16 protein-coding genes are annotated in these 20,257 nt (G+C 63.5%); 9 read left to right on the top strand and 7 right to left on the bottom strand.

Annotation, left to right across the window (positions count from 1 at the left end):
- Positions 1-574: 574 nt before the first annotated feature.
- The 6 genes from dctP (at position 575) to DU490_RS15130 (ending at position 7,612) form a co-directional block, all read left to right on the top strand.
- Entirely contained in the window at positions 575-1,678 is a 1,104-nt protein-coding gene (gene dctP, locus DU490_RS15155) for a TRAP transporter substrate-binding protein DctP (protein WP_114575109.1), read from the top strand.
- 134 nt (positions 1,679-1,812) lie between these two features.
- Positions 1,813-2,313, top strand: coding sequence for a TRAP transporter small permease subunit (locus tag DU490_RS15150; RefSeq protein ID WP_114575108.1), 501 nt, complete (start codon positions 1,813-1,815; stop codon positions 2,311-2,313).
- Positions 2,310-3,644, top strand: a complete 1,335-nt coding sequence (locus DU490_RS15145; RefSeq protein WP_114575107.1) for a TRAP transporter large permease subunit — start codon at positions 2,310-2,312, stop codon at positions 3,642-3,644. The genes DU490_RS15150 and DU490_RS15145 overlap by 4 nt, the downstream gene beginning before the upstream one ends.
- 232 nt (positions 3,645-3,876) lie before the next feature.
- The gene (locus tag DU490_RS15140; RefSeq protein WP_114575106.1) at positions 3,877-4,875 is read left to right on the top strand and encodes an iron ABC transporter substrate-binding protein; all 999 of its coding nucleotides are present in this window, start codon (positions 3,877-3,879) and stop codon (positions 4,873-4,875) included.
- 56 nt (positions 4,876-4,931) lie between these two features.
- Complete coding sequence (locus tag DU490_RS15135) at positions 4,932-6,542, top strand: iron ABC transporter permease (protein WP_220270516.1); 1,611 nt, start codon at positions 4,932-4,934, stop codon at positions 6,540-6,542.
- Positions 6,539-7,612, top strand: a complete 1,074-nt coding sequence (locus DU490_RS15130; RefSeq protein WP_220270515.1) for an ABC transporter ATP-binding protein — start codon at positions 6,539-6,541, stop codon at positions 7,610-7,612. Before DU490_RS15135 ends, DU490_RS15130 begins: the two co-directional genes overlap by 4 nt.
- A gap of 180 nt (positions 7,613-7,792) precedes the next feature.
- Here DU490_RS15130 and polA read toward each other — a convergent pair whose 3' ends face one another.
- Positions 7,793-10,591 carry a DNA polymerase I gene (gene polA / locus DU490_RS15125; protein WP_114575105.1) on the bottom strand — a complete coding sequence of 933 codons (2,799 nt, stop codon included), beginning with the start codon at positions 10,589-10,591 and terminating at the stop codon, positions 7,793-7,795.
- 168 nt (positions 10,592-10,759) lie between these two features.
- On the opposite strand from polA, the gene DU490_RS15120 reads away from it, so the two are divergent.
- The 3 genes from DU490_RS15120 to speA all read left to right on the top strand — a co-directional run bounded on the left by DU490_RS15120 (position 10,760) and on the right by speA (position 14,049).
- Complete coding sequence (locus tag DU490_RS15120) at positions 10,760-11,056, top strand: DUF2782 domain-containing protein (protein ID WP_114575104.1); 297 nt, start codon at positions 10,760-10,762, stop codon at positions 11,054-11,056.
- A 111-nt stretch (positions 11,057-11,167) separates the two neighbouring features.
- Positions 11,168-12,130, top strand: coding sequence for a homoserine kinase (locus tag DU490_RS15115; RefSeq protein WP_114575103.1), 963 nt, complete (start codon positions 11,168-11,170; stop codon positions 12,128-12,130).
- Positions 12,127-14,049: a biosynthetic arginine decarboxylase gene (speA, locus tag DU490_RS15110; protein WP_114575102.1), complete on the top strand. Its 1,923-nt coding sequence runs from the start codon at positions 12,127-12,129 to the stop codon at positions 14,047-14,049. Before DU490_RS15115 ends, speA begins: the two co-directional genes overlap by 4 nt.
- A 33-nt stretch (positions 14,050-14,082) precedes the next feature.
- Here the strand turns inward: speA and DU490_RS15105 are convergent, their stop codons facing one another.
- The 6 genes from DU490_RS15105 to DU490_RS15080 all read right to left on the bottom strand — a co-directional run bounded on the left by DU490_RS15105 (position 14,083) and on the right by DU490_RS15080 (position 20,229).
- Positions 14,083-14,748, bottom strand: coding sequence for a fumarylacetoacetate hydrolase family protein (locus DU490_RS15105; protein ID WP_114575101.1), 666 nt, complete (start codon positions 14,746-14,748; stop codon positions 14,083-14,085).
- A 105-nt stretch (positions 14,749-14,853) separates the two neighbouring features.
- Entirely contained in the window at positions 14,854-15,852 is a 999-nt protein-coding gene (gene thpD / locus DU490_RS15100; RefSeq protein ID WP_114575100.1) for an ectoine hydroxylase, read from the bottom strand.
- Between the two features lie 179 nt (positions 15,853-16,031).
- Positions 16,032-17,201, bottom strand: coding sequence for a mandelate racemase/muconate lactonizing enzyme family protein (locus DU490_RS15095; RefSeq protein ID WP_114575099.1), 1,170 nt, complete (start codon positions 17,199-17,201; stop codon positions 16,032-16,034).
- 9 nt (positions 17,202-17,210) lie between these two features.
- Positions 17,211-17,666: a tripartite tricarboxylate transporter TctB family protein gene (locus tag DU490_RS15090; protein WP_114575098.1), complete on the bottom strand. Its 456-nt coding sequence runs from the start codon at positions 17,664-17,666 to the stop codon at positions 17,211-17,213.
- Positions 17,663-19,201 (bottom strand): tripartite tricarboxylate transporter permease, encoded by a 1,539-nt coding sequence (locus DU490_RS15085; protein ID WP_114575097.1) that lies wholly within the window; start codon positions 19,199-19,201, stop codon positions 17,663-17,665. The genes DU490_RS15090 and DU490_RS15085 overlap by 4 nt, the downstream gene beginning before the upstream one ends.
- Before the next feature lie 77 nt (positions 19,202-19,278).
- Complete coding sequence (locus DU490_RS15080; RefSeq protein ID WP_114575096.1) at positions 19,279-20,229, bottom strand: tripartite tricarboxylate transporter substrate binding protein; 951 nt, start codon at positions 20,227-20,229, stop codon at positions 19,279-19,281.
- Positions 20,230-20,257 lie beyond the last annotated feature (28 nt).

Here is a 20,257-nt window from a genome sequence, read left to right as displayed (position 1 = left end):
TGGGCTTCGCACTGTTCTACATCAAGGGGGTCTGTCCGCCGGGCATCACCACCGTCGACATCTACAAGGGCGTGGCGCCTTTCGTGGCCATACAGCTACTGGGGCTGGCGCTGGTGTTCTTCTTTGAGCCCCTGGCCACCTGGCTGCCCGCACAGGTGTATAGCGGTAACTGACACCGGCCCACAGACGACCCGACACCTGCACGACGCCCACTGGCTTGTTCCGTGGGCGTCGTGCGCTGACTGGCGGCGCCTTTCTCTTTAGACTTTGGTGGCAGAATGAAGAGCCGTCCGCTATCAGCAGCGTGTAAATTTATCTTGCCCTTAGTCAATATATTTTTAGCAAGTCTCTGATAAAAATTCCTTTTCAAGCTTTATAAAGCACTTGTCAGACACTCCCTCCTGCTACGACCCTTACTTAAGCAAGCTATCGAACATGACAGGCACACCTGCTAGTTTGTTCTTTACTGTCGGGTTGTGCGTTCGGTCAAAGTAATATCGGAACACCACGGCACCTCGGCAAATCATCGTTTTTCCCGATTGCGACAAGATAACGAAATCCTAGGGAGCATGAGATGAAGAAGACGAACCAGTTCGCTATCACTGGCTTGGCGGCCAGCATTGCATTCGCTGCCATGACCACGACGGCCCAGGCGCAGGAGCGGTGGACCATGACGTCCACCTGGCCGGACAGTATCGACCTGATCGAAATTGACCGGCACTGGGTGGAACTGGTCAACAAGATTGCTGGTGACGAGCTTGAAATCGAATTCCGAGCAGGTGGCACCCTGATGCCCGGCACCGAGGTGTTCGACGCCACCGAGACCGGCAGCATCGAAGCCTCCGGTGACTGGCCCGGCTACTGGGCGGGTCGTGACTCGTCCTTTTCCCCACTGGCTACCACCACCAGCTTGTTCAACGCCGTCGACTATCTGAACTGGATCCAGCAGTGGGGTGGTTGGGACCTCTATCAGGAGATCTATGGCGACTACAACATGGTCTACCTGCCATATGGCATAACCAACAACGAGTCCGGTTTCATGGGCCGCACGCCCATCGAGAGTCTGGCCGACCTGGACGGCAAGCGCCTGCGCCTCTCCGGTCGCGATCAGGGTCGCGTGCTCGAGGAACTCGGTGGCTCCCAGGTCACCCTCTCCGGTGGTGAGATCTATCAGGCCGTGGAGCGAGGCGTGGTCGATGGTGCCGAGTTTTCCACTCCCGGCGTAGACTACAACGCTGGCTTCGCAGAAATCGTGGAGTACTGGTCAGTTCCCGGCTGGCATCAGTCCGCCAGTGTATTCGGAGTTATGATCAACAAGGATGCCTGGGACGCTCTTACCGAGGAGACCCAGGAAAAGCTGAAGATCGCCGCCGACGCCACCATGGCCTGGTCGCTGGCTTGGTCAGAGCGCGGCTCCACTGAAGGCACCATCAACTTCATGGAAGCCGGCGTTCAGATCAATCCGCTTCCCGAGGAGGATCTGGCACGCATCCAGGAAATCACCAACGAAGTCATCGTGCGCGGTGCCTGCGAGAACCCGATGCACGCCAAGGTCTACCACTCCATGATCAGCTACATGGAGCACTATGCGAACTGGCGCGACATCTCCGCACCGTTCAACATGAGCCGCACCGTTGACAATCTGCCTGATCTGGCGGCTATCGAAGAGTGTCTGTAACCTGCCGTTGCCCGGCTCGCCAGAATCGCAGCCGGGCTTGACCGACCAGTACGGGGAGCCGGGACGGCTCCCCGTTTGCGGCTCCATTCCGCGTCTGTCCCGACGGAATTCCTGATTCGAGAGAGGCTCTCACCATGCACGCCATCGCCAAGGCGATCGACACCATCAACGAATGGTTCGGCCGTATTGTGGCGCCGCTGATCGCCGTAATCACCCTGGTGGTGCTCTACGACATTGCGCTGCGCTTCTTCACCGGACGCCCCAGCGACTGGGCCTTCGACATCACCAAGATGCTGTTCGGCGCCCACTTCATGTTGATGGCCGCCTATGGCCTGCGCCATCACGCTCACGTCGAGGTCGATGTGCTCAAGCGCCTGCTCTCGCGCCGCAAGCAGGCGGCACTGGAAATACTCGGCTACCTGATCTTCTTCGTGCCCTTTATCTGGATGCTGCTCACTTTTGGCTGGGACTTCTTCATGCGCTCCTTCAGCCGCGGTGAAACAACCTATGGCATGGTCTCGATACCCGTCTATCCGGTGAAGGTGGTCATTGTCATCGCCGCCGCAGCTTTGCTGCTGCAGGCAATTGCCATCGTCATCCGCGCTATCCAGCAACTGCGCCAGGAGGCAGCATGAACCTGAGTCCGGAACTCCTCACTCTGTTCATGTTCGGCGGTCTGCTTGTTGGCCTGTTCATGGGCCATCCGCTGGCTTTCGTACTTGGCGGCATCGCCGTGATCGGCGCGTATCTCGGCCCGGGGTCCCGGGTGCTCGGCTCGATCATCAACAATGTCTATGGCAACGCCATGGACAACTATGTACTGGTGGCCATCCCGCTATTCGTGCTGATGGCGCGATTTCTCAACGACTCGGGCGTCACTGAAAAGATGTTCGAGGTGATGCGCCTGCTGCTCGGTCGGCTTCGTGGCGGACTGGCGCTGACTGTGGTCATCGTCTCCGTGCTGCTGGCAGCCACTACCGGTATCGTTGGCGCCTCCATCGCGGTGATGGGCATGATCGCCCTGGTACCGATGCTCAAGTATGGCTACAACAAGGAACTCAGCACCGGCGTGATCATGGCCAGCGGCTGCCTGGGCATCCTGATTCCACCCAGTATCATGCTGATCCTGATGGCCAGCTACTCGCCGGTCTCGGTGGGCGCCCTGTTCGCTGGAGCACTGGTTCCGGGGCTGCTACTGGGCTCCATGTATGCTCTTTATGTACTGGTCGTCTGCTTCCTCAAGCCTTCCTATGGCCCGCCGGTGCCACCTTCCGAGCGCGCAGAGACCAGTACCGGCGAGCTGCTGATCATGCTGGCCAAGTACGTTGTGCCACCCATGGGTCTGATCCTCGGGGTGCTGGGCGCACTCTTCACAGGTGTGGCCACGGCTACCGAGGCCTCGGCCATCGGCGTGGCAATCGCCTTCCTGCTGTTTTTGATCTTCGGCGACCGCAAGGCCTCGACCTGTTACCGCACCCTGATCGATGCCAGCAAGACCACCACCATGGTGATGCTGGTGCTGGTCGGTGCCACCGCCTTTACCGGGGTCTTCTCCCGCGGCGGCGGCATGACGGTGATCAGCGAGCTGGTGCTGGCCATGCCCGGTGGCACCACCGGCGCGTTGATCCTTATGCTGTTCCTGGTCTTCCTGCTGGGCATGTTCCTCGATTGGACCGGCATCGTGCTGCTCAGCTTCCCGATCATGCTGCCGATCGTCCAGCAGATGGGCGTCGACGTGCTGTGGTTCGTGGTGATGGTCGCTGTGGTGCTGCAGACCTCCTTCCTGACACCGCCCTTCGGCTACGCACTGTTCTACCTGAAGGGGGTCGCGCCACCCGGGGTCGAGATCGTCGATCTCTACAAGGCAGTCCTGCCATTCGTGGCGCTGATCGTGCTGGCCTGTCTGCTGATGGCCTTCTTCCCTGCCCTCATCACCGGCCTGCCATCAATGCTCGTCGGCTATTGAACCCACCGGTTTGATGCAATCGCGGCGCCCGCCACTCACCGAGTGGCGGGCGCTGTGCGTTATCGACCGGAAAAATTGACCGGGGTCATTAAAATCTCTTTGCGTATCATTACCATTTGCAACCAGATCCGTTTTTGCTATCGTGGCGATAGACCGTGACTGGCCGAGGGACGATGCCACCACAGAGTGGCGCACCATTACCCCCGCCTTTCAAGCCTCAAGGAAAACATCCATGCGCAAGACGCTGCTTATTGCCACCGCTATTGCCACCACTCTGCTTGTCGCTCCGCTGGCCTCAGCCGCCAGCCTGACGCTCTATTCGGGGCGCGGCGAATCGATGGTCGAACCGATCGTCAAGCAGTTCGAGAAGGATACCGGCATCAGTGTCAGTGTCCGCTATGGCGACACTGCCCAGCTGGCCGTATTGCTGCAGGAAGAAGGCAATCGCTCACCGGCCGATCTCTACTGGGGCCAGGATGCCGGGGCCATGGGTGCCATCAGCCAGGCCGGGCTACTTGGCGAGCTGCCAGCCGATATCTATGAAGGCTTGCCGACCATCTACACCAGCGAGACCGGCAACTGGGTCGCCGCCAGCGGTCGCGCCAGGGTCATTGCCTACTCACCGAAACGAGTCGACGCGGATGAACTGCCGCAGAGCGTCTTCGACCTCACCGACGAGCGATACGAAGGCCGCGTCGGCTGGGCACCCACCAACGGTTCCTTCCAGTCATTCGTCACTGCCATGCGTCTGGAGCACGGTGAGGCGCGTACCCGCGAATGGCTGGAAGGCATGCGCGACAACGATGCCGTCACCTTCCGCAACAATTCCACCCAGGTACAGGGCATCGCCAATGGCGAAATCGATTTCGGCCTGGTCAACAATTACTACCTGCCTCGCTTCCTGGCCAGCGACGAGGAATTCCCCGTCACACAGGCCTTCTTCGCCGAAGGCGATATCGGCAACCTGGTGAATGTTGCTGGCATTGCCGTGGTGGCCAGCAGCGAAAGCCGGGAAGCCGCCGTCGAGTTCATACGTTACCTGCTCTCACCGGCCGCCCAGCAGTATTTCACCACCAACGTCTATGAGTACCCGGTGATCCACGGCGTCATCCAGAACCCGCTTCTCGAAGACACCGACCGCCTGCTCGAAGTCGCCCCGGAAATCGACCTGGACGATCTCGAGGATCTCGAAGGCACCCTGAACCTACTACGCGATGTCGGCCTGCTTTAACGCCGACCCGAGTGCCGCCTGCGCTGCAGGCGGCACACTTCATTCCGCGAGGCACGATGACACGGATCAACAGCACTTCTGCCCATAGCCAACCGGCCTCGCGCCTGCCGCGCCTGCTGCCCAGAAATGTGCCGCTGCACATCCTGCTGCCGTCGCTGGTCGTCGCAGCCGCCATGCTGGTGCCGCTGGTCTATCTGGGCCTGCGTGCCTTCGAGGCCGACAGCGCCACGCTAGTCGATCTGGTCTTCCGCCCCCGCAATCTCCAACTGCTGATCAATACCCTGGCGCTTGCTGCTGGGGTTGTGGTCTTGACCACCGTAATGGCCTTTCCTCTAGCCTGGCTGGTCACCCGCACCGATATTCGCTTCAAGCGTGCCCTGACCATCATGGGCGTCATCCCACTGGCTGTGCCGGGCTACGTGATGGCCTATGCACTGATCGGCCTGGGTGGCAACTACGGAGTGCTGGCCCAGCTCACCGGCATACAGCTGCCGCGCATACAAGGGTACGCCGGCGCGACCCTGGCACTGTCGCTCTACACCTTTCCCTATCTGTTTCTCAACCTGCGCACGGCCCTTTCCGGCCTGGACAGCAATCTGGAAGAGAGCGCTCGCAGCCTGGGCTACTCCCAGGCCGAGATTCTGCGCAAGGTGACGCTTCCCCACTTGATGCCGTCATTGATGGCCGGCTGGTTGGTTATCACCCTATACGTGCTGGGCGACTTCGGTGCCGTTGCCCTGATGCGCTACGAAGCCTTCAGCTATGCCATCTATACCCAGTACTCCGGCGCCTTCGACCGAATCTATGCTGCCTGGCTCGCCATCATGCTGCTGGCCGTAGCGGCCAGCTTCGTGATGCTCGACAGCCTGGTACTCAAGCGCAAGCTGGCCCGTGTCGGAACCGGCGTGGCACGCCCGCTGCGCGCCACACCGCTGGGCCGGGCACGCTGGCTGGCATGGCCCTACCTGATCGTGCTGTTCAGCATCTCCATCGGCCTGCCGGTGATGATCCTCAGCTACTGGCTGCTGCTCGCGCCCCCAGACATGAGCTTCTTCGCCCGGGTTCCCGGGACCTTCCTTCGCTCTGCAGGCGCCGCACTGCCGGCCGCACTGCTGGCGGCGGCCTTCGCGCTGCCCCTGGCCTTCCTCACGGTACGCTACCGCTCACCTTTCTCGACGCTGATCGAGCGCTCGGCGTATATCGGTTATGCCCTGCCGCCGCTGGCGCTGGGCCTGGCCATGGTGTTCTTCTCGCTGCGTACCGCACCCTTTCTCTATCAGACGCTGGCGCTGCTGATCATTACCTGGGCCATGGCATCCCTGGCGCTGGCAATGGGCCCGATTCGCAACTCGCTGCTACAGACCCGCCCCAGCATGGAGCAGGCCTCCCACTCGCTGGGCCATGGCCCGGTCAGTACCTTCATCTATGTGATCTTCCCACGCCTGCGTCGCGGCATCCTGGCCGGCGTCGTGCTGGTCTTTGTGCTCTGCATGAAGGAACTGCCGATCACTTTCCTGCTAGCCCCCACCGGCTATACCACGCTGGCGGTCACCGTATTCACCCGTACCTCGGAAGGCATGTTGGCCGAAGCGGCGCCCTTCGCCGCCGCCATCGTGGTGTTCTCGAGCCTGTCCGTGGGCCTGCTGCTCACCAAGGAGGGCAAATGATGACGAACCTCAACATCAGCGCCGACCCGCAGGGTAGCCCTGTCCGGCTGATTGACCCTCTGCTCTCGGTGGAGGGACTCAGCAAGCGTTACCGCAGCGGCGACCCGCTGGCGGTGGATAACGTCAATTTTTCGCTGGGCAACGGCGAAATCCTCGCCCTGCTGGGCCCCAGCGGCTGCGGCAAGACCACCACGCTGCGCATGATCGCCGGCTTCGAGACGCCGGACAGCGGGGAGATCCACCTGCATGGTAAGCAGGTGACTCAGCTACCGCCGCAGCAGCGTCGCATCGGTATCGTCTTCCAGGACTATGCGCTCTTTCCGCACATGAGCCTGGGTGATAACGTCGCCTTCGCCATGCGCCATATCGCCAAGGCGAAACGCCCCGCCAAGGCACGTGAATGGCTCGATCTGGTGGGCCTGGCCGACCTCTCCGCCCGCATGCCGGACGAACTGTCAGGCGGCCAGCAGCAACGGGTTGCCCTGGCCAGAACGCTGGCCGCCGAGCCGGAGCTGGTGCTGCTGGACGAACCCTTCTCCAACCTCGACGCCGCACTTCGGGAGTCGACCCGCAAGGAAGTGCGTCGCCTGTTCAAAGCTGCCGGTACCTCCGTCATTCTCGTGACTCATGACCAGGCAGAAGCACTCTCCTTCGCCGACCAGGTAGGCGTCATGCATTCGGGGCGACTGCTGCAGATGGACCGCCCGGAGCACATCTACCAGACACCCGCCACTTCCTTCGTCGCCGAATTCCTCGGCCATACCAACCTGCTGGAAGGCGAGGCCGACGGCGAGATCGCTCAGACCGCCCTCGGCCCCGTGGCGATCAACCACCACCAGCAGGGCCCGGTACGCCTTTCGCTGCGCCCCGAGCACCTGTCACTATCGGCCGCCCCCGACGACCATGGCGCCACCATCGTTGAGCGCGAGTTCCGCGGGCACGACTGCTACTACCTGCTCGAGCACCACGGCCAGCGATTCTGCGCCATCACCCCCAGCCACACTCTGTGGAAGATCGGCGAGCAGGTACGGCTCGAGCCCCAGCGCACCGCCACGGTACTCAGGGACTGAGCGGGGCCAAACGCCAGCTGCTCAGGAGTGGGACGGCGGGGGCCTAACATCGCGGCTTTCCCGGGGTCGGGCCTCCGCGGAGGCGCTGTGGACCCCTCCCTGGGCGCTACATTCTTCATCCCTGAAGAATGACCTCCGGCTCCGGCCCGGCCCCGGCGCCGCTTGCGTAGGTGGCACCCGCTAGTGGGCCTCGTCCCAGTTCACTCCACTCTCCGCCTCGACGATCAGCGGCACGCTGAGCTCGGCGGCGGCCTGCATGCGCTTCTTCACCTGCACGATGAAGTCGGTCACCTCGGCCTCGGCCACCTCGAACACCAGCTCGTCGTGAACCTGCATCACCATTACGGCGTCGAATTCGGCCGCCTTGCCCGCCTGCTCATGCAGCCAGGTGTCGACCTCGATCATGGCGCGCTTGATGATATCCGCCGCGGTGCCCTGCATCGGCGCGTTGATCGCGGTACGCTCGGCGGCCTGGCGCCGGGCATGGTTCTGGGCACGGATCTCCGGCAGATAGAGCCGTCGGCCGAAGACCGTCTCCACGTAACCATCCTCCGCCGCCTGGGCGCGAATGCGATTCATGTAGCGCGCCACACCGGGATAGCGGTCAAAGTAGCGGTCGATGTAGGTCTGCGCCTGGCTGCGCTCGATATGCAGCTGTTTGGAGAGCCCCCAGGCGCTCATGCCATAGATCAGGCCGAAGTTGATTGCCTTGGCACTGCGCCGCTGGTCGCCGGAGACCTTGTCGATGGGCACGCCGAAGACCTCGGAGGCGGTGGCGGTATGAATGTCGCGCCCCTCGGCAAAGGCGGTGAGCAGCCCCTTGTCCTCGGAGAGGTGAGCCATGATGCGCAGCTCGATCTGCGAATAGTCGGCGGCGACGATGCAGTAGCCGGGCCGGGCGATGAAGGCCTGACGAATCTTTCGCCCCTCTTCGGTACGTATCGGAATATTCTGCAGATTGGGGTCGCTCGATGAGAGTCGCCCGGTGGCGGTGACCGCCTGGTGATAGCTGGTATGCAGTCGCCCCGTTACCTTGTTGACCAGCCTGGGCAGCTTGTCTGTATAGGTGGACCTGAGCTTGGACAGCCCCCGGTGCTCCATGATCACCTTGGGCAGCGGATAGTCCAGTGCCAGCTCCTCGAGTACGGCCTCGGCGGTGGAGGGCGCCCCCTTGGGGGTCTTCTTGATCACCGGGATCTTATGCTCCTCGAACAAGATCTCCCCAAGCTGCTTGGGCGAGCCGAGGTTGAACTCGCGGCCGGCCAGCTCGAAGGCACGAATCTCCAGCTCACGGATACGCTCGGCGAGCTCCTGGCTCTGGCGGTGGAGCCGGTCGGCGTCCAGGGCCACCCCGGTACGCTCCATGCGCGACAGTACCGGGATCAGCGGCCGCTCCAGGTTGTCGAGCACCTCGGCCAGTCGCCCTTCGGCCTCGATCCGCGGTCGCAGTTCGCAGTGCAGCCGCAGCGTCACGTCGGCATCCTCGCAGGCATACGGCACGGCCTGCTCGAAGTCGATCTGGTTGAAGGTGAGCTGTTTGGCTCCCTTGCCGGCGATCTCCTCGAAGCTGACGGTCTTCTGGCCGAGATACTTCAGCGCCAGCGAGTCCATGTCGTGGCGGGTCGCCGTGGAATTGAGGACGTAGGACTCGAGCATGGTATCGGTGAGCGGCCCGCGTACGCTGATATCGTAGTTGGCCAGCACCGAAATGTCGTACTTGAGGTTCTGGCCGATCTTGCCCCGCTTGGCATCCTCCCACAGCGGCTTGAGCCTCGCCAGCACCTCCTCGCGATCGAGCTGGTCGGGCACATCGATGTAGTCGTGGGCCACGGGGATGTAGGCCGCCTCCCCCGGCTCCAGCGCCAGTCCGATGCCAACGATCTCGGCGACCATGTAGTTGAGGCTGTTGGTCTCCAGGTCGAAGCAGAACGCCTCGGCCGCTCCAAGTCGCAAGAGCCAGTCGTCCAGCTCCTCCCGGGTCAGGATCAGGTGGTTCCTGCACGCCGCCACGCTGGCCAGCGGCGCCTCCGGATCGAGGTTGCCCGCCGCGCCTGTGCCTGCGACCACGGCGCCACGGCCCACGTCGTCGACGCCTTCGTCCTTGCCTTCCAGCAGTTCCGACAGCCAGGCCTTGAACTCCAGTTCGGTGTACCAGTGCTTTAGCGCGTCGCGATCAGGATGGGCGATATCCAGGTCGTCGAGGCCCACCGGCAGCTCGCAGTCGGTCTTGATGGTGGCCAACTGGTACGAGAGATACGCCATCTCGCGGTGCTCCTCGAGCTTCTTGGGCAGCGTCTTGGCGCCCCGGAAATCGAGCGTCTTGACCTTCTCCAGGTCGGCATAGATGACATCCAGGCCGCCTCCCATGCCCTGCAGCAGGCCCAATGCGGTCTTGCCACCAACACCCGGCACGCCGGGAATGTTGTCGACCTTGTCGCCCATCAGCGCCAGGTAGTCGATGATCAGCTCCGGCGGCAGGCCGAACTTGGCCTCGACCCCCTCCACGTCGAGGGTCTCGTCCTTCATGGTGTTGACCAGGGTGATGTGCTCATTGACCAGCTGGGCCATGTCCTTGTCACCGGTGGAGATCACCGCGTCGCGGCCCGCCTCCGTGGCATGGCGGGCCAGGGTACCGATGACGTCGTCGGCCTCGACGCCTTCGACGCACAGCAACGGCAGCCCCAGCGCTCGGACACAGGCATGCAGCGGCTCTACCTGGGTGCGCAAGTCATCGGGCATGGGCGGGCGGTGGGCCTTGTACTGATCAAAGAGTTCGTCGCGAAAGGTCTTGCCCTTGGCATCGAAGACCACCGCTATGGGGCTTGCGGGGTAATCCTTGATCAGTCTCTTGAGCATGTTGAGCACACCTTTCACGGCACCGGTAGGCTGCCCCTTGGACGTGGTCAGGGGCGGCAGGGCGTGGAAGGCGCGGTAGAGATAGGAAGAACCGTCGACGAGAACGATGGGCGTGTCGGCCATGTATCGGCATCCGTTGAGACTGTGCAAGAAAACGTGATCCTGGTCAGCCATGATACGCATTGCGCAACTGTTTTGCCGCCGACATTGGGTTCGCGCTGTCCAACGTCATACACTGCAGGTATTCCGCGCGGTGATAGCGACTGTCGCAAGCCGGCTTCGGAGATCAAGATGAATACTAAGCGTCATTCCCTGGCTGTCGCACTGCTCTCTGTGGGGCTGAGCCTCACCCTTGCCGCCCCGGCCCTGGCGCAGTCCTCTGCCGATGTAGAGCCCGACATCACCATCCGCCAGGAAGAGGAGCGCACCATTCGCGAGTACCGGGTGAATGGCCTGCTCTACGCCATCGAGATCCGCCCCGCCCGGGGCCCAAGCTACTATCTGGTGGACCATGACGGCGATGGTAACTTCGAGCGCCAGGAGGGCGATCGGATTGCCGTACCCCAGTGGGTGCTGGTCAGCTGGTAGCCCTCGCCCCGAGGTTTTGACGATGCCGGAATGACGAACCATCCTCCACGGACGTGCATCGATGTGCCAAGTCGCTACAATAGGCGGCTTGGCAACCGGGGCGAGAGAGACATGGCCGTATTTACACCGCTAAGCGACGCGCAAGTCGCGGAATTCCTCAGCCGCTTCGACGTCGGCTCGCTGGCGTCACTGGAGGGCGTGGCCGGTGGCACCGAGAACTCCACCTTCTTCGTCACCACCGACCGTCGTGAGCTGGTTCTAACCCTCTTCGAGCAGGGTGAACACCAAGAGCTGCCGTTCTTCGTCGAGCTACTCGACTACCTGGACGAGCACCGCCTGCCGGTGGCGGGTCCCGTTCACGACCGCGAGGGTGTTGCTCTCCACAGCCTGTCAGGGAAGCCCTCACTGCTCTTCCCTCGGCTGGCGGGCCGCCACCCCCTGTCACCCAGCCTGGAACAGTGCCGGGTACTCGGCGACGCCCTGGGCCACATGCATGTGGTCTCGCAGCACTTTCCCGGCCACCGCCCCAACCCTCGCGACCTGAACTGGCTGATGGCCATGCATCACCGGGTGCTTGTCTACCTGTCGCCCGAGGACCAGACGTTGATGAAGGACGAGGTGGAGATTTACCAAGGGGTCTTCGGTGATGCCCCGCCGCTGCCTCAGGGTGCCCTGCACGGCGACCTGTTTCGTGACAACACCCTGTTCGAGGGTGACCGCCTCGGCGGCATCATCGACTTCTACAACGGCTGCACCGGGGATCTGCTTTTCGACCTGGCCATCGTCATCAACGACTGGGCCACCGATGCTGACGGGCTGCTGGACGCCGAGCGCCATGATGTCATCCTGCGCGCCTACCAGAACCGTAGACTGCTTACCGCTACCGAGCGCGATGTCTGGCCGACGATGCTGCGCATGACTGCCCTGCGCTACTGGCTTTCACGCCTGCTGGTGGTCTATGTGGACCCACCCGCCCATGACCTGACGCCCCACGATCCGGGACAGTTTCATACCATTCTCACGGCACGCCTGAACCACGGCGCCCTGCCCCTGCCCGAAGCGAGCAACGCATGAGTCTATCGATGGGGGCGGCCTCCGGCCCAGCCCAGCGCGCCCGCCGCACCTGGAACATCGACCAGTGGGGCAGCGGCTATTTCGATGTGGACGATGCCGGCCACGCCCTGGTACGACCGCTCGGCAGCGAAGCCGACGGCCCGGCGCTGCCTCTGGCACCGCTGGTGGATGAACTGCGCCAAGCCGGCCTGCGCCTGCCGGTACTGGTGCGCTTCAGCGACATCCTGCACGACCGGGTCGAACAGCTCTGTGACGCTTTCGACCTGGCCATGACCGAGGAGGACTACACCGGCGGCTATACCGCGGTCTATCCCATCAAGGTCAACCAGCAGCGCCGAGTGGTCGAGGAAATTCTCGCTACCCGCGAACGCGGTCATGGACGAGTCGGCCTCGAGGCCGGCAGCAAGCCGGAACTGCTGGCGGTGCTGGCCCTCTCCGGCGACGGTCCCTCGCTGATCGTCTGCAATGGCTACAAGGACCAGGAGTACATCCGGCTGGCGCTGATGGGGGAGAAACTCGGCCATAGGGTCTATCTCGTGGTGGAGAAATTCTCCGAGCTGCCATTGATCATGGAAGAGGCCGAGCGGCTCGGGGTGACCCCTCGCATCGGCCTGCGGGCACGCCTGGCCTCGGTGGGCATGGGCAAGTGGCAGGATACCGGTGGCGAGAAATCCAAGTTTGGCCTCACCTCTGGCCAGATGCTGGCCGTGGTGGAGAGCCTGCGTGAGACCGATTCCCTCGGCTGCCTGCAGCTGGTGCATTTCCACCTGGGCTCGCAGATCGCCAATATTCGTGACATCCAGTTCGGCCTGCGGGAGTGCGCGCGCTTCTACCAGAGCTTGCTGGCACTTGGCGTTCCCATCGATACCGTCGACGTGGGGGGTGGGCTCGGTATCGACTACGAAGGCACTCGCTCGCGCAGCTTCTGCTCGATCAACTACTCCATGCGCGAATATGCCCGTAACGTGGTCAGCGCCTTCGCCCAGGCCTGCAGCGAGGCGGATATCCCGCAGCCACACCTGATCAGCGAGTCCGGCCGGGCACTGACCGCGCACCACGCCGTACTGATCACCAATGTGATCGGCGAGGAGCGGGTCAACGACCAGGCTCCCGAGCGCCAGGCGGAAGACGACCCCCAGCTCGAGGAGCTGTGGCGGGTCCACGACCTGCTGCATGACCATATGGAGCCCAGGGGGCTGGTGGAAGCGTGGCACGACCTGCTGCAGGCGATGAGCGAGCTGCATGACCGTTTCATCATGGGGCTCGCCGATATCACCGTGCGCGCCGAAGGCGAGGGCGTCTATTTCGCCACCTGCGCCCGCCTGCGCTCACGGCTGGACAGCCGCAACCGTGCCCACCGGGAGATCATCGACGAACTGGCCGAGAAACTGGCCGACAAGCTGTTCGTCAACTTCTCGCTGTTCCAGTCGGTGCCCGACGTCTGGGGTATCGACCAGATCTTCCCGGTATTACCGCTTACCGGACTCGACCGCGAACCGACCCGTCGCGGTGTGATCCAGGACATTACCTGCGACAGCGACGGCCGCATCGACGGCTACGTGGATGGCCAGGGTGTCGAAACCACCCTGCCGTTGCCGGAGTGGCAAGAGGGCGAGGAGCGGCTGCTCGGCTTCTTTCTGGTCGGCGCCTATCAGGAGATACTCGGCGACCTGCACAACCTCTTCGGCGATACCGACTCGGTGGATGCCGCCCTGGGCGACGATGAACGCTGGGTGCTGTCCCATGCCCAGCAGGGCGACCGCGTGGCAGACGTCCTCGCCTACGTCAACTTCGATGCAGAAGTGTTGCGTGAGCGGCTGGCCGGCCAGCTGGCCGAGAGCGGACTGCCGCAAGAGGAGCAGGCGCAATTCCTCGACGACCTCTCCGCCGGCCTTCAGGGCTACACCTATCTGGAATAGCCCTTTCTGGAATAGCCCTTTGAAATAGCTACGTTACTCCACGACCTGAACAGTGGCCTGCAAGCCTCCGGTCAAGGTCATCTCCAGGCGGGCACCGCGAGGCAACCCGCCTACCCCTTCCGGGGTCCCGGTGAGTATCACGTCGCCTGGCTGAAGGGTGAAGTGCCGACTCATTTCCGCCACCAGGGTCGGTACCGGAAACAGCATGTCAGAACCTTCGCCGTGCTGACGAAGCTCGCCGTCGATCGTCAGTTCGAAGCTAAGCGCATTCCAGTTCGGCACCCGGCTGAGCGGCAGAAAGTCGCTCAGCGGGCAGGCGCCGTCGAAGGACTTGGCCACTTCCCAGGGGTGGCCCTTCTCCTTGAGGCGCGTCTGTACGTCGCGCAGCGTCAGATCCAGACCCAGGCCGATACCGACGATGGCGCGCTCGGCCTCGTCCGACGTGGCGTGGGTCAGCTCCTCGCCGATCAGCAGCGCCAGCTCGATTTCGTAATGTACTTCGCCGCGGGAAAAGGGCGGGTCGAGCGGCTCGTCCAGGCTGACCACGCTGGTGGCCGGCTTGATGAACAGCAGTGGTTCGCTGGGCACCGGGTTGTCCAACTCCCTGGCATGGTCGGCATAGTTGCGACCGATACACACGACCTTTCCGAGTGGATGGGGAAACTCCTGACCATCGGTAAAACGTGGGACAAAGCGCATGGCGGGTCTTCTCCTTCTCGTAGGGTGCCGCTCTTCAATAACAAGCTAGATAGTCTACCCCACCAGGCACCCTGTTCCACAATCCCCGAGGCGTGAGGCTGAGCATCAGCGCTCCGGCGACCACGCCTCGTCGGGCGCATGGGCCAGGAAGCTTGGCCGTCTGCGCCGGGCGGCGAAGGGCTCGACACAGGCATTGTCACGTCGATTGTAGACGAAGAAGACATTGCTGCGCGGGTCCGGCGACATGTTGGCGTTGGAGCCGTGCAACGTATTGCAATCGAACAGCAGCAGACCACCGGCGGCACCGGTCGGTGCCTCGATGCCGTGGCGCTCGACCAGCTGCCTGAGCGCATCGCGACCCGGCACACCGAACGCCTGGTGCTTCAGTGACTGCTTGTGGTGATCGTCGGGGGTCTCGCCCAGGCAGGGCACAAAGACCTTGTGCGAGCCGGGTATCAGCATCAGCGGCCCATTGAACGCATGGTTGTCGGTCAGCACGATAGAGGCGCTCACCGCATGCATCGCCGGCATGCCATCCTCGGCGTGCCAGGTCTCGAAGTCGGAGTGACAGTTGAAGCCCTTGCCCTCGAAGCCGGGCTTGTAGTTGATCCGCGACTGGTGGACATAGGCGTCACCGCCGAGGATCTGCCGGACCCGGCCCATCAACCGCTCATCGTGGGCCAGCCGCCGGAAGCGCTCCGAGAGGAAGTGGATGGCGAACAGCGAGCGAATCTCGCGGCTGTCGGGCTCGGTGATACTGAAATCGCGACCACGGAAATCGTCGCGCCCCAGCAACTCGTTCAGCTCCCCGTATAGCGCCTCGAGCTCCTCTCCCCGGATGAAATTGGGCTCGAAGAGGAAGCCCTTGCGGTCGAACTCATCGAGCTGCGCCTGGCTCAGTGGACCATCCTCGGCACGCCCCTTGACCACTGCCTCCTGGCGGTCGAGCCAGGGAACATCAAGCGGCTGGCTCAGGCGGCTGGGATAGGGATCCCGTAGGCGATCGGCAAAATAGCCTGCCTGGCCGAGAGTGGCTGATGCGTCGGCTACGGCATAGTCGGTGACCTGTTTCAGCTTGCGGTTGGACGATGTTTGCACTGGCATCCCAATCACCTCCTGTGTATCCGTGACCAGTTTTCAGATTGAACTCGTTCCAACGGCACTGTCGCCGTGGCGGGAGGCCCCAAGGGGACCTTGCATGGATGAATGTGGTGATCATCGGATGGGGTTTCAAGGCCAGCGTTGCGGACGAGTCTGACGACTGAGGGGCGTGACGCGAGCCGTCAGACCGACAGGTGCTCCTTGAAGACCTGCATCAATGCACGCTTGTCCTCGAAGCCGACCCCCGGCATGTCGGGTAACGCGACCACTCCCCCCTCCACCGGCGTGGAGTCGGCGAAGCCGCCGAAGGGGGCGAACACCCTGGGATAGGACTCGTTGCCGCCGAGCTTCAGGCCGGCGGCAATGTTCAGCGCGAACTGGTGGCCGCCATGGGGTATGCACTGGCGTGACGACCAGCCATGGGCGCGCAATACTTCGAGCATGCGCAGGTACTCCACCAGTCCGTAGCTGAGCACAGGGTCCATCTGCAGGATGTCGCGGTCGGGACGCATTCCCCCGTAGCGCAGCAGGTTGCGCACATCCTGGTGGGAGAACAGGTTCTCACCGGTGGCCGTGGGTGCGGCATAGTGCTCGCCGAGTTGCTGCTGCAAGGCGTAGTCGAGCGGATCGCCGGCCTCCTCGTACCAACGCACCCCGTAGGGTGCCAGTCCTTCGGCGAAGGCCAGGGTGGTCCTGAGGTCGAAGCGGCCGTTGGCGTCCACGGCCAGCCGGCCGGCCTCGCCGACCACCTCGATGGCCGCCTCGACCCGCTCGAGGTCCTCGGCGAGCGGCACGCCGCCGATCTTCATCTTGGTGCAGGTGTAGCCCAGGTCAAGGTAGTCGCGCATCTCGTCCTTGAGGCCCTGGATCGGCTTGCCTGGGTAGTAATAGCCACCGGCCGCATAGACGGCGACCTTGTCGTCGGGCGTACCGTCGTCGTAGCGCTCGGCCAGCAGCCGAGCCAGGGGCTTGTTCTCCACCTTTGCGACAATGTCCCAAATCGCCATGTCGATGATGCCCACCGCCACGCTGCGCTCGCCGTGGCCGCCGGGCTTCTCGTTGGCCATCAACACCGACCAGACCTTGAAGGGGTCGAGGTTAGCCCCGCTCTCGTCGAGCAGGGCGGCGGCGTCCGCCTCCTTGAGTCGCGACAGGAAGCGCTCGCGCAGGAGGCCGCTCTGGGCATAGCGGCCATTGGAATTGAAGCCATAGCCCACCACCTGGCGGCCATTGACCTTGGCATCGGTATAGATGGCCAGCACCGAGACATCCATCTTCGAGAAGGAAATGTAGGCGTTGGCGATGTCGGAGGCGATGGATACCCGCGCCTCGCGTATGTCGGTGATGCGCATGCGTGACTCCTAGATCAGCAGGCCCGAAGGCAGACGTACATTGAGAAGCTGGGTAAAGGTCAGGTAGAAGACACCCACCAGCAGCAGGACGATCGGTACCCAGCGCAGCAGGCGCCACGGACTCACCGGCCCTTCCACGCGAGCCAGGTACCAGACCAACAGCAGCAGCGCCACGACGCTGGAGACGACGAAGCCCAGCTGGCCGATCGCCACCCACCAGACGAAGAAGCCGGCCGCAACCACAAACAGCCGCCGCGGGCTGCCGGTAATCTCGACCTGGCGATCACCGGGGCGCACCAGGCCCTTGATGATCAACGCCACGGCGATGACGGTGAGAATCAGCAGGATGGCCCGGGGAAAGATGATGCTGAGCCTGCCCATGTCGCCGCGCGCCAGCCACAGCAGGGCGGCGAAGGCCAGGCCGACAAAACCGGCGGCGATGTCGGTATTGAGACGCAGGATCATGGTTTCTCCTCCTCAGCCGACGTCGCCTTCTGCAGCCGCCCGCTGCGCTCCAGCCACACGGGCAGCAGCGCCGTGGCGGCGCCCAGCAGCACCATGCCCGCCAGCACCTGGGAGAGCGGATTGCGGACCAGTCGCAACCAGGGGATCGGGTCGACCACCGCGGCCAGCATGGTCTGCACATACCCTTGCTCGGCGATGCCGCCGAGGATCAGGCCCAGCACGATGGGGGCGGCGTGGATGCCGATCAGGCGCAGGAAGTAGCCGAGGGCGCCAAGGATCAGCATGATGCCGACGTCCAGCAGGCTGTTGCGCAGGGCGAAGGTACCGATGATGGTGACCATGGCGATGCAGGGCACCATGAAGTAGTAGGGGATCTTGATGACCACCCGATAGATCAGCCGAGCGCCCAACAGCCCCACCGGCAAGAGCATCAGCGCCGCCAGCCCCATCGAGAGGATGAAGCCGTTGGTGAGCACGCCGGTCTCGGTGAAGAGGTCGATCCCCGGGCGCAGGCCATGGAGCATCAGCACGCCGAGGATGATGGCATCAGGTGGTGCACCGGGGATGCCGAGGGTCAGCAGCGGGATCATGCTGCCCGCCACCATGACATTGTTGCTCGACTCGGAGGCCACCACGCCATCGATGTTCCCCTTGCCGAAGCTCTGGGGATCCTTGGAGAACCGCCGGGCCTCGTTGTAGGCCACCAGGCTGGTGACGTTGCCCCCGGCCCCGGGAATGATGGCGATGACCTGGCCGATCAGGCAGGAGCGAATCAGGTTGCCCGGGCGGCGAAAAATCCGCTTGGCGACCTGGCCGATGCTTGCTTCACGCTTGCCGAACTCGCCACTCGGCCGCAGTGCTCCCCTGCCCTCCGCGGCCATGGTCAGCAGCTCCGGGATCACGAACAGCCCGATCAGGGCCACGATCAACTCGATGCCCCCCTGCAGGGGGGGAAAGCCGAAGGTGAAGCGGGTCTCGCCCCCCACCGGCGAGACGCCGACCGTGCTCAGCAGCATGCCGATGCAGCCGCCCAGCAGCCCCTTGAGCAGCGAGCCGCTGGAGAGGCTGGCCACCAGCGTCAGGCCCAGCATGGCCACCCAGAACATCTCGGCGGGCCCGAAGGCCACCGCCCAGCGGGCCAGCGGCGGCGCCAGCAGCAGCAGGAAGGCGACGCCGACCAGGCCGCCGATCACCGAGGCGATGGTGGCGCCGGCCAGGGCTTCGAAGGCTCGCCCCTGCCGGGCCATGGGATAGCCGTCGAAGGTGGTGGCGATCGACGACGGGGTACCCGGCGTATTGATCAGGATCGCCGTGAAGGCCCCGCCATAGATGGAACCCATGTAGACGGCCCCCAGGGCCATCAGGCCCTGCAGGGGGGGCATCGAGAAGGTGAAGGGCAACAGCACCGCCAGGGCCATGGTGGCGGTCAACCCGGGCAGGGAGCCGATCAGCAGTCCGGCCGACACTCCGACCAGCACCGTGATGAAACTCTGAAAGGTCATCAGCGATGCCAGCGCCTCGAGCAACATCTCCATGCGTCTCCCTCCGGCAGGCGCAACAGGACATCAGGGTCCGGACGGAGTGCCCGGACCCGCAGGGAGTGGCATCGGGATCAGTCGGCGGCTTCCAGGATCGGCCCGTAGGCCTCGCTGAGGCTGCTGATCACCTCATCGATCTGCTCACCGGTGATGTACTCCATCACGAAGCCGAGCGGTTCCTGCTGCTCGGTGATACGCCGATTGGCTTCGGCGAAGGCCTCGGCCAGCGTCTCGACGATCTCCGGCGGGGTGCCGGCCGGCGCCGCCACGCCGCGGTAGGCACCGCCAACGATGTCATAGCCGAGCTCGGAGAAGGTGGGCGCATCGGGCAATGCCGACACCCGCTCTTCCGAGGCCACGGCCAGCACCCTTACGCGATCGTCCATCTGCACGCCGAGCATGGTGTAGTTGAAGACCCCGGCCACGTGGTTGCCCTCCAGGGCCGCCGGCAACGGTCCCGTGCCGGTGAAGGGAATGTAGGTGAGGTCGATGTCGGCTTCCTGCTCGAAGCGCAGCATGTCCAGGTGGTTGGCACTGTAGGTGCCGCTGCCGCCGAGGGTCACCGCCTGGGGATTCTCGCGGGCATATTCGACCAGGTCATCGAGGGTCTCGAAGGGGCTGTTGGCGGGCACGATCAGGGCATTGGGGGTGGAGTGGAAGAAGGTGATGATCTCCCAGTTGTCGGTCTCGAAGCCCGCGTCGGAGCGCTGGATCGGCTGGCCGATGATGTGCGGGATATTGACCCCGATGATCTCGTAGCCATCGGGCTCGGCGTTGTTCTGGAACTCGCTCCAGGCCACCGCGCCTCCGCCACCGGGACGGTGGGTGACGTTGACGCTGACACCCAGCAGCTCTTCCAGGATCGGCTCCTGGAAGCGCGCCGTCACGTCAGACTCGCCGCCCGGGTTGAAGGGAATGATGTAGGTGATGGCGCGCTCGGGGTAATCCGCCTGGACAGCGCCGACGGCACCGAGCAGGGTGCACGCCGATACGGCCACGGCCAGGGTGGAAAGGCGACACTTCATGGCAAGGCTCCCGATCTTGTTATCCGCG

The sequence above is a fragment of the Halomonas sp. DQ26W genome, from assembly GCF_003339685.1.
Lineage (GTDB): Bacteria > Pseudomonadota > Gammaproteobacteria > Pseudomonadales > Halomonadaceae > Halomonas.
Note: the sequence above shows the minus strand (reverse complement) of the source record. Positions and strands in the feature narration are given on the sequence as shown.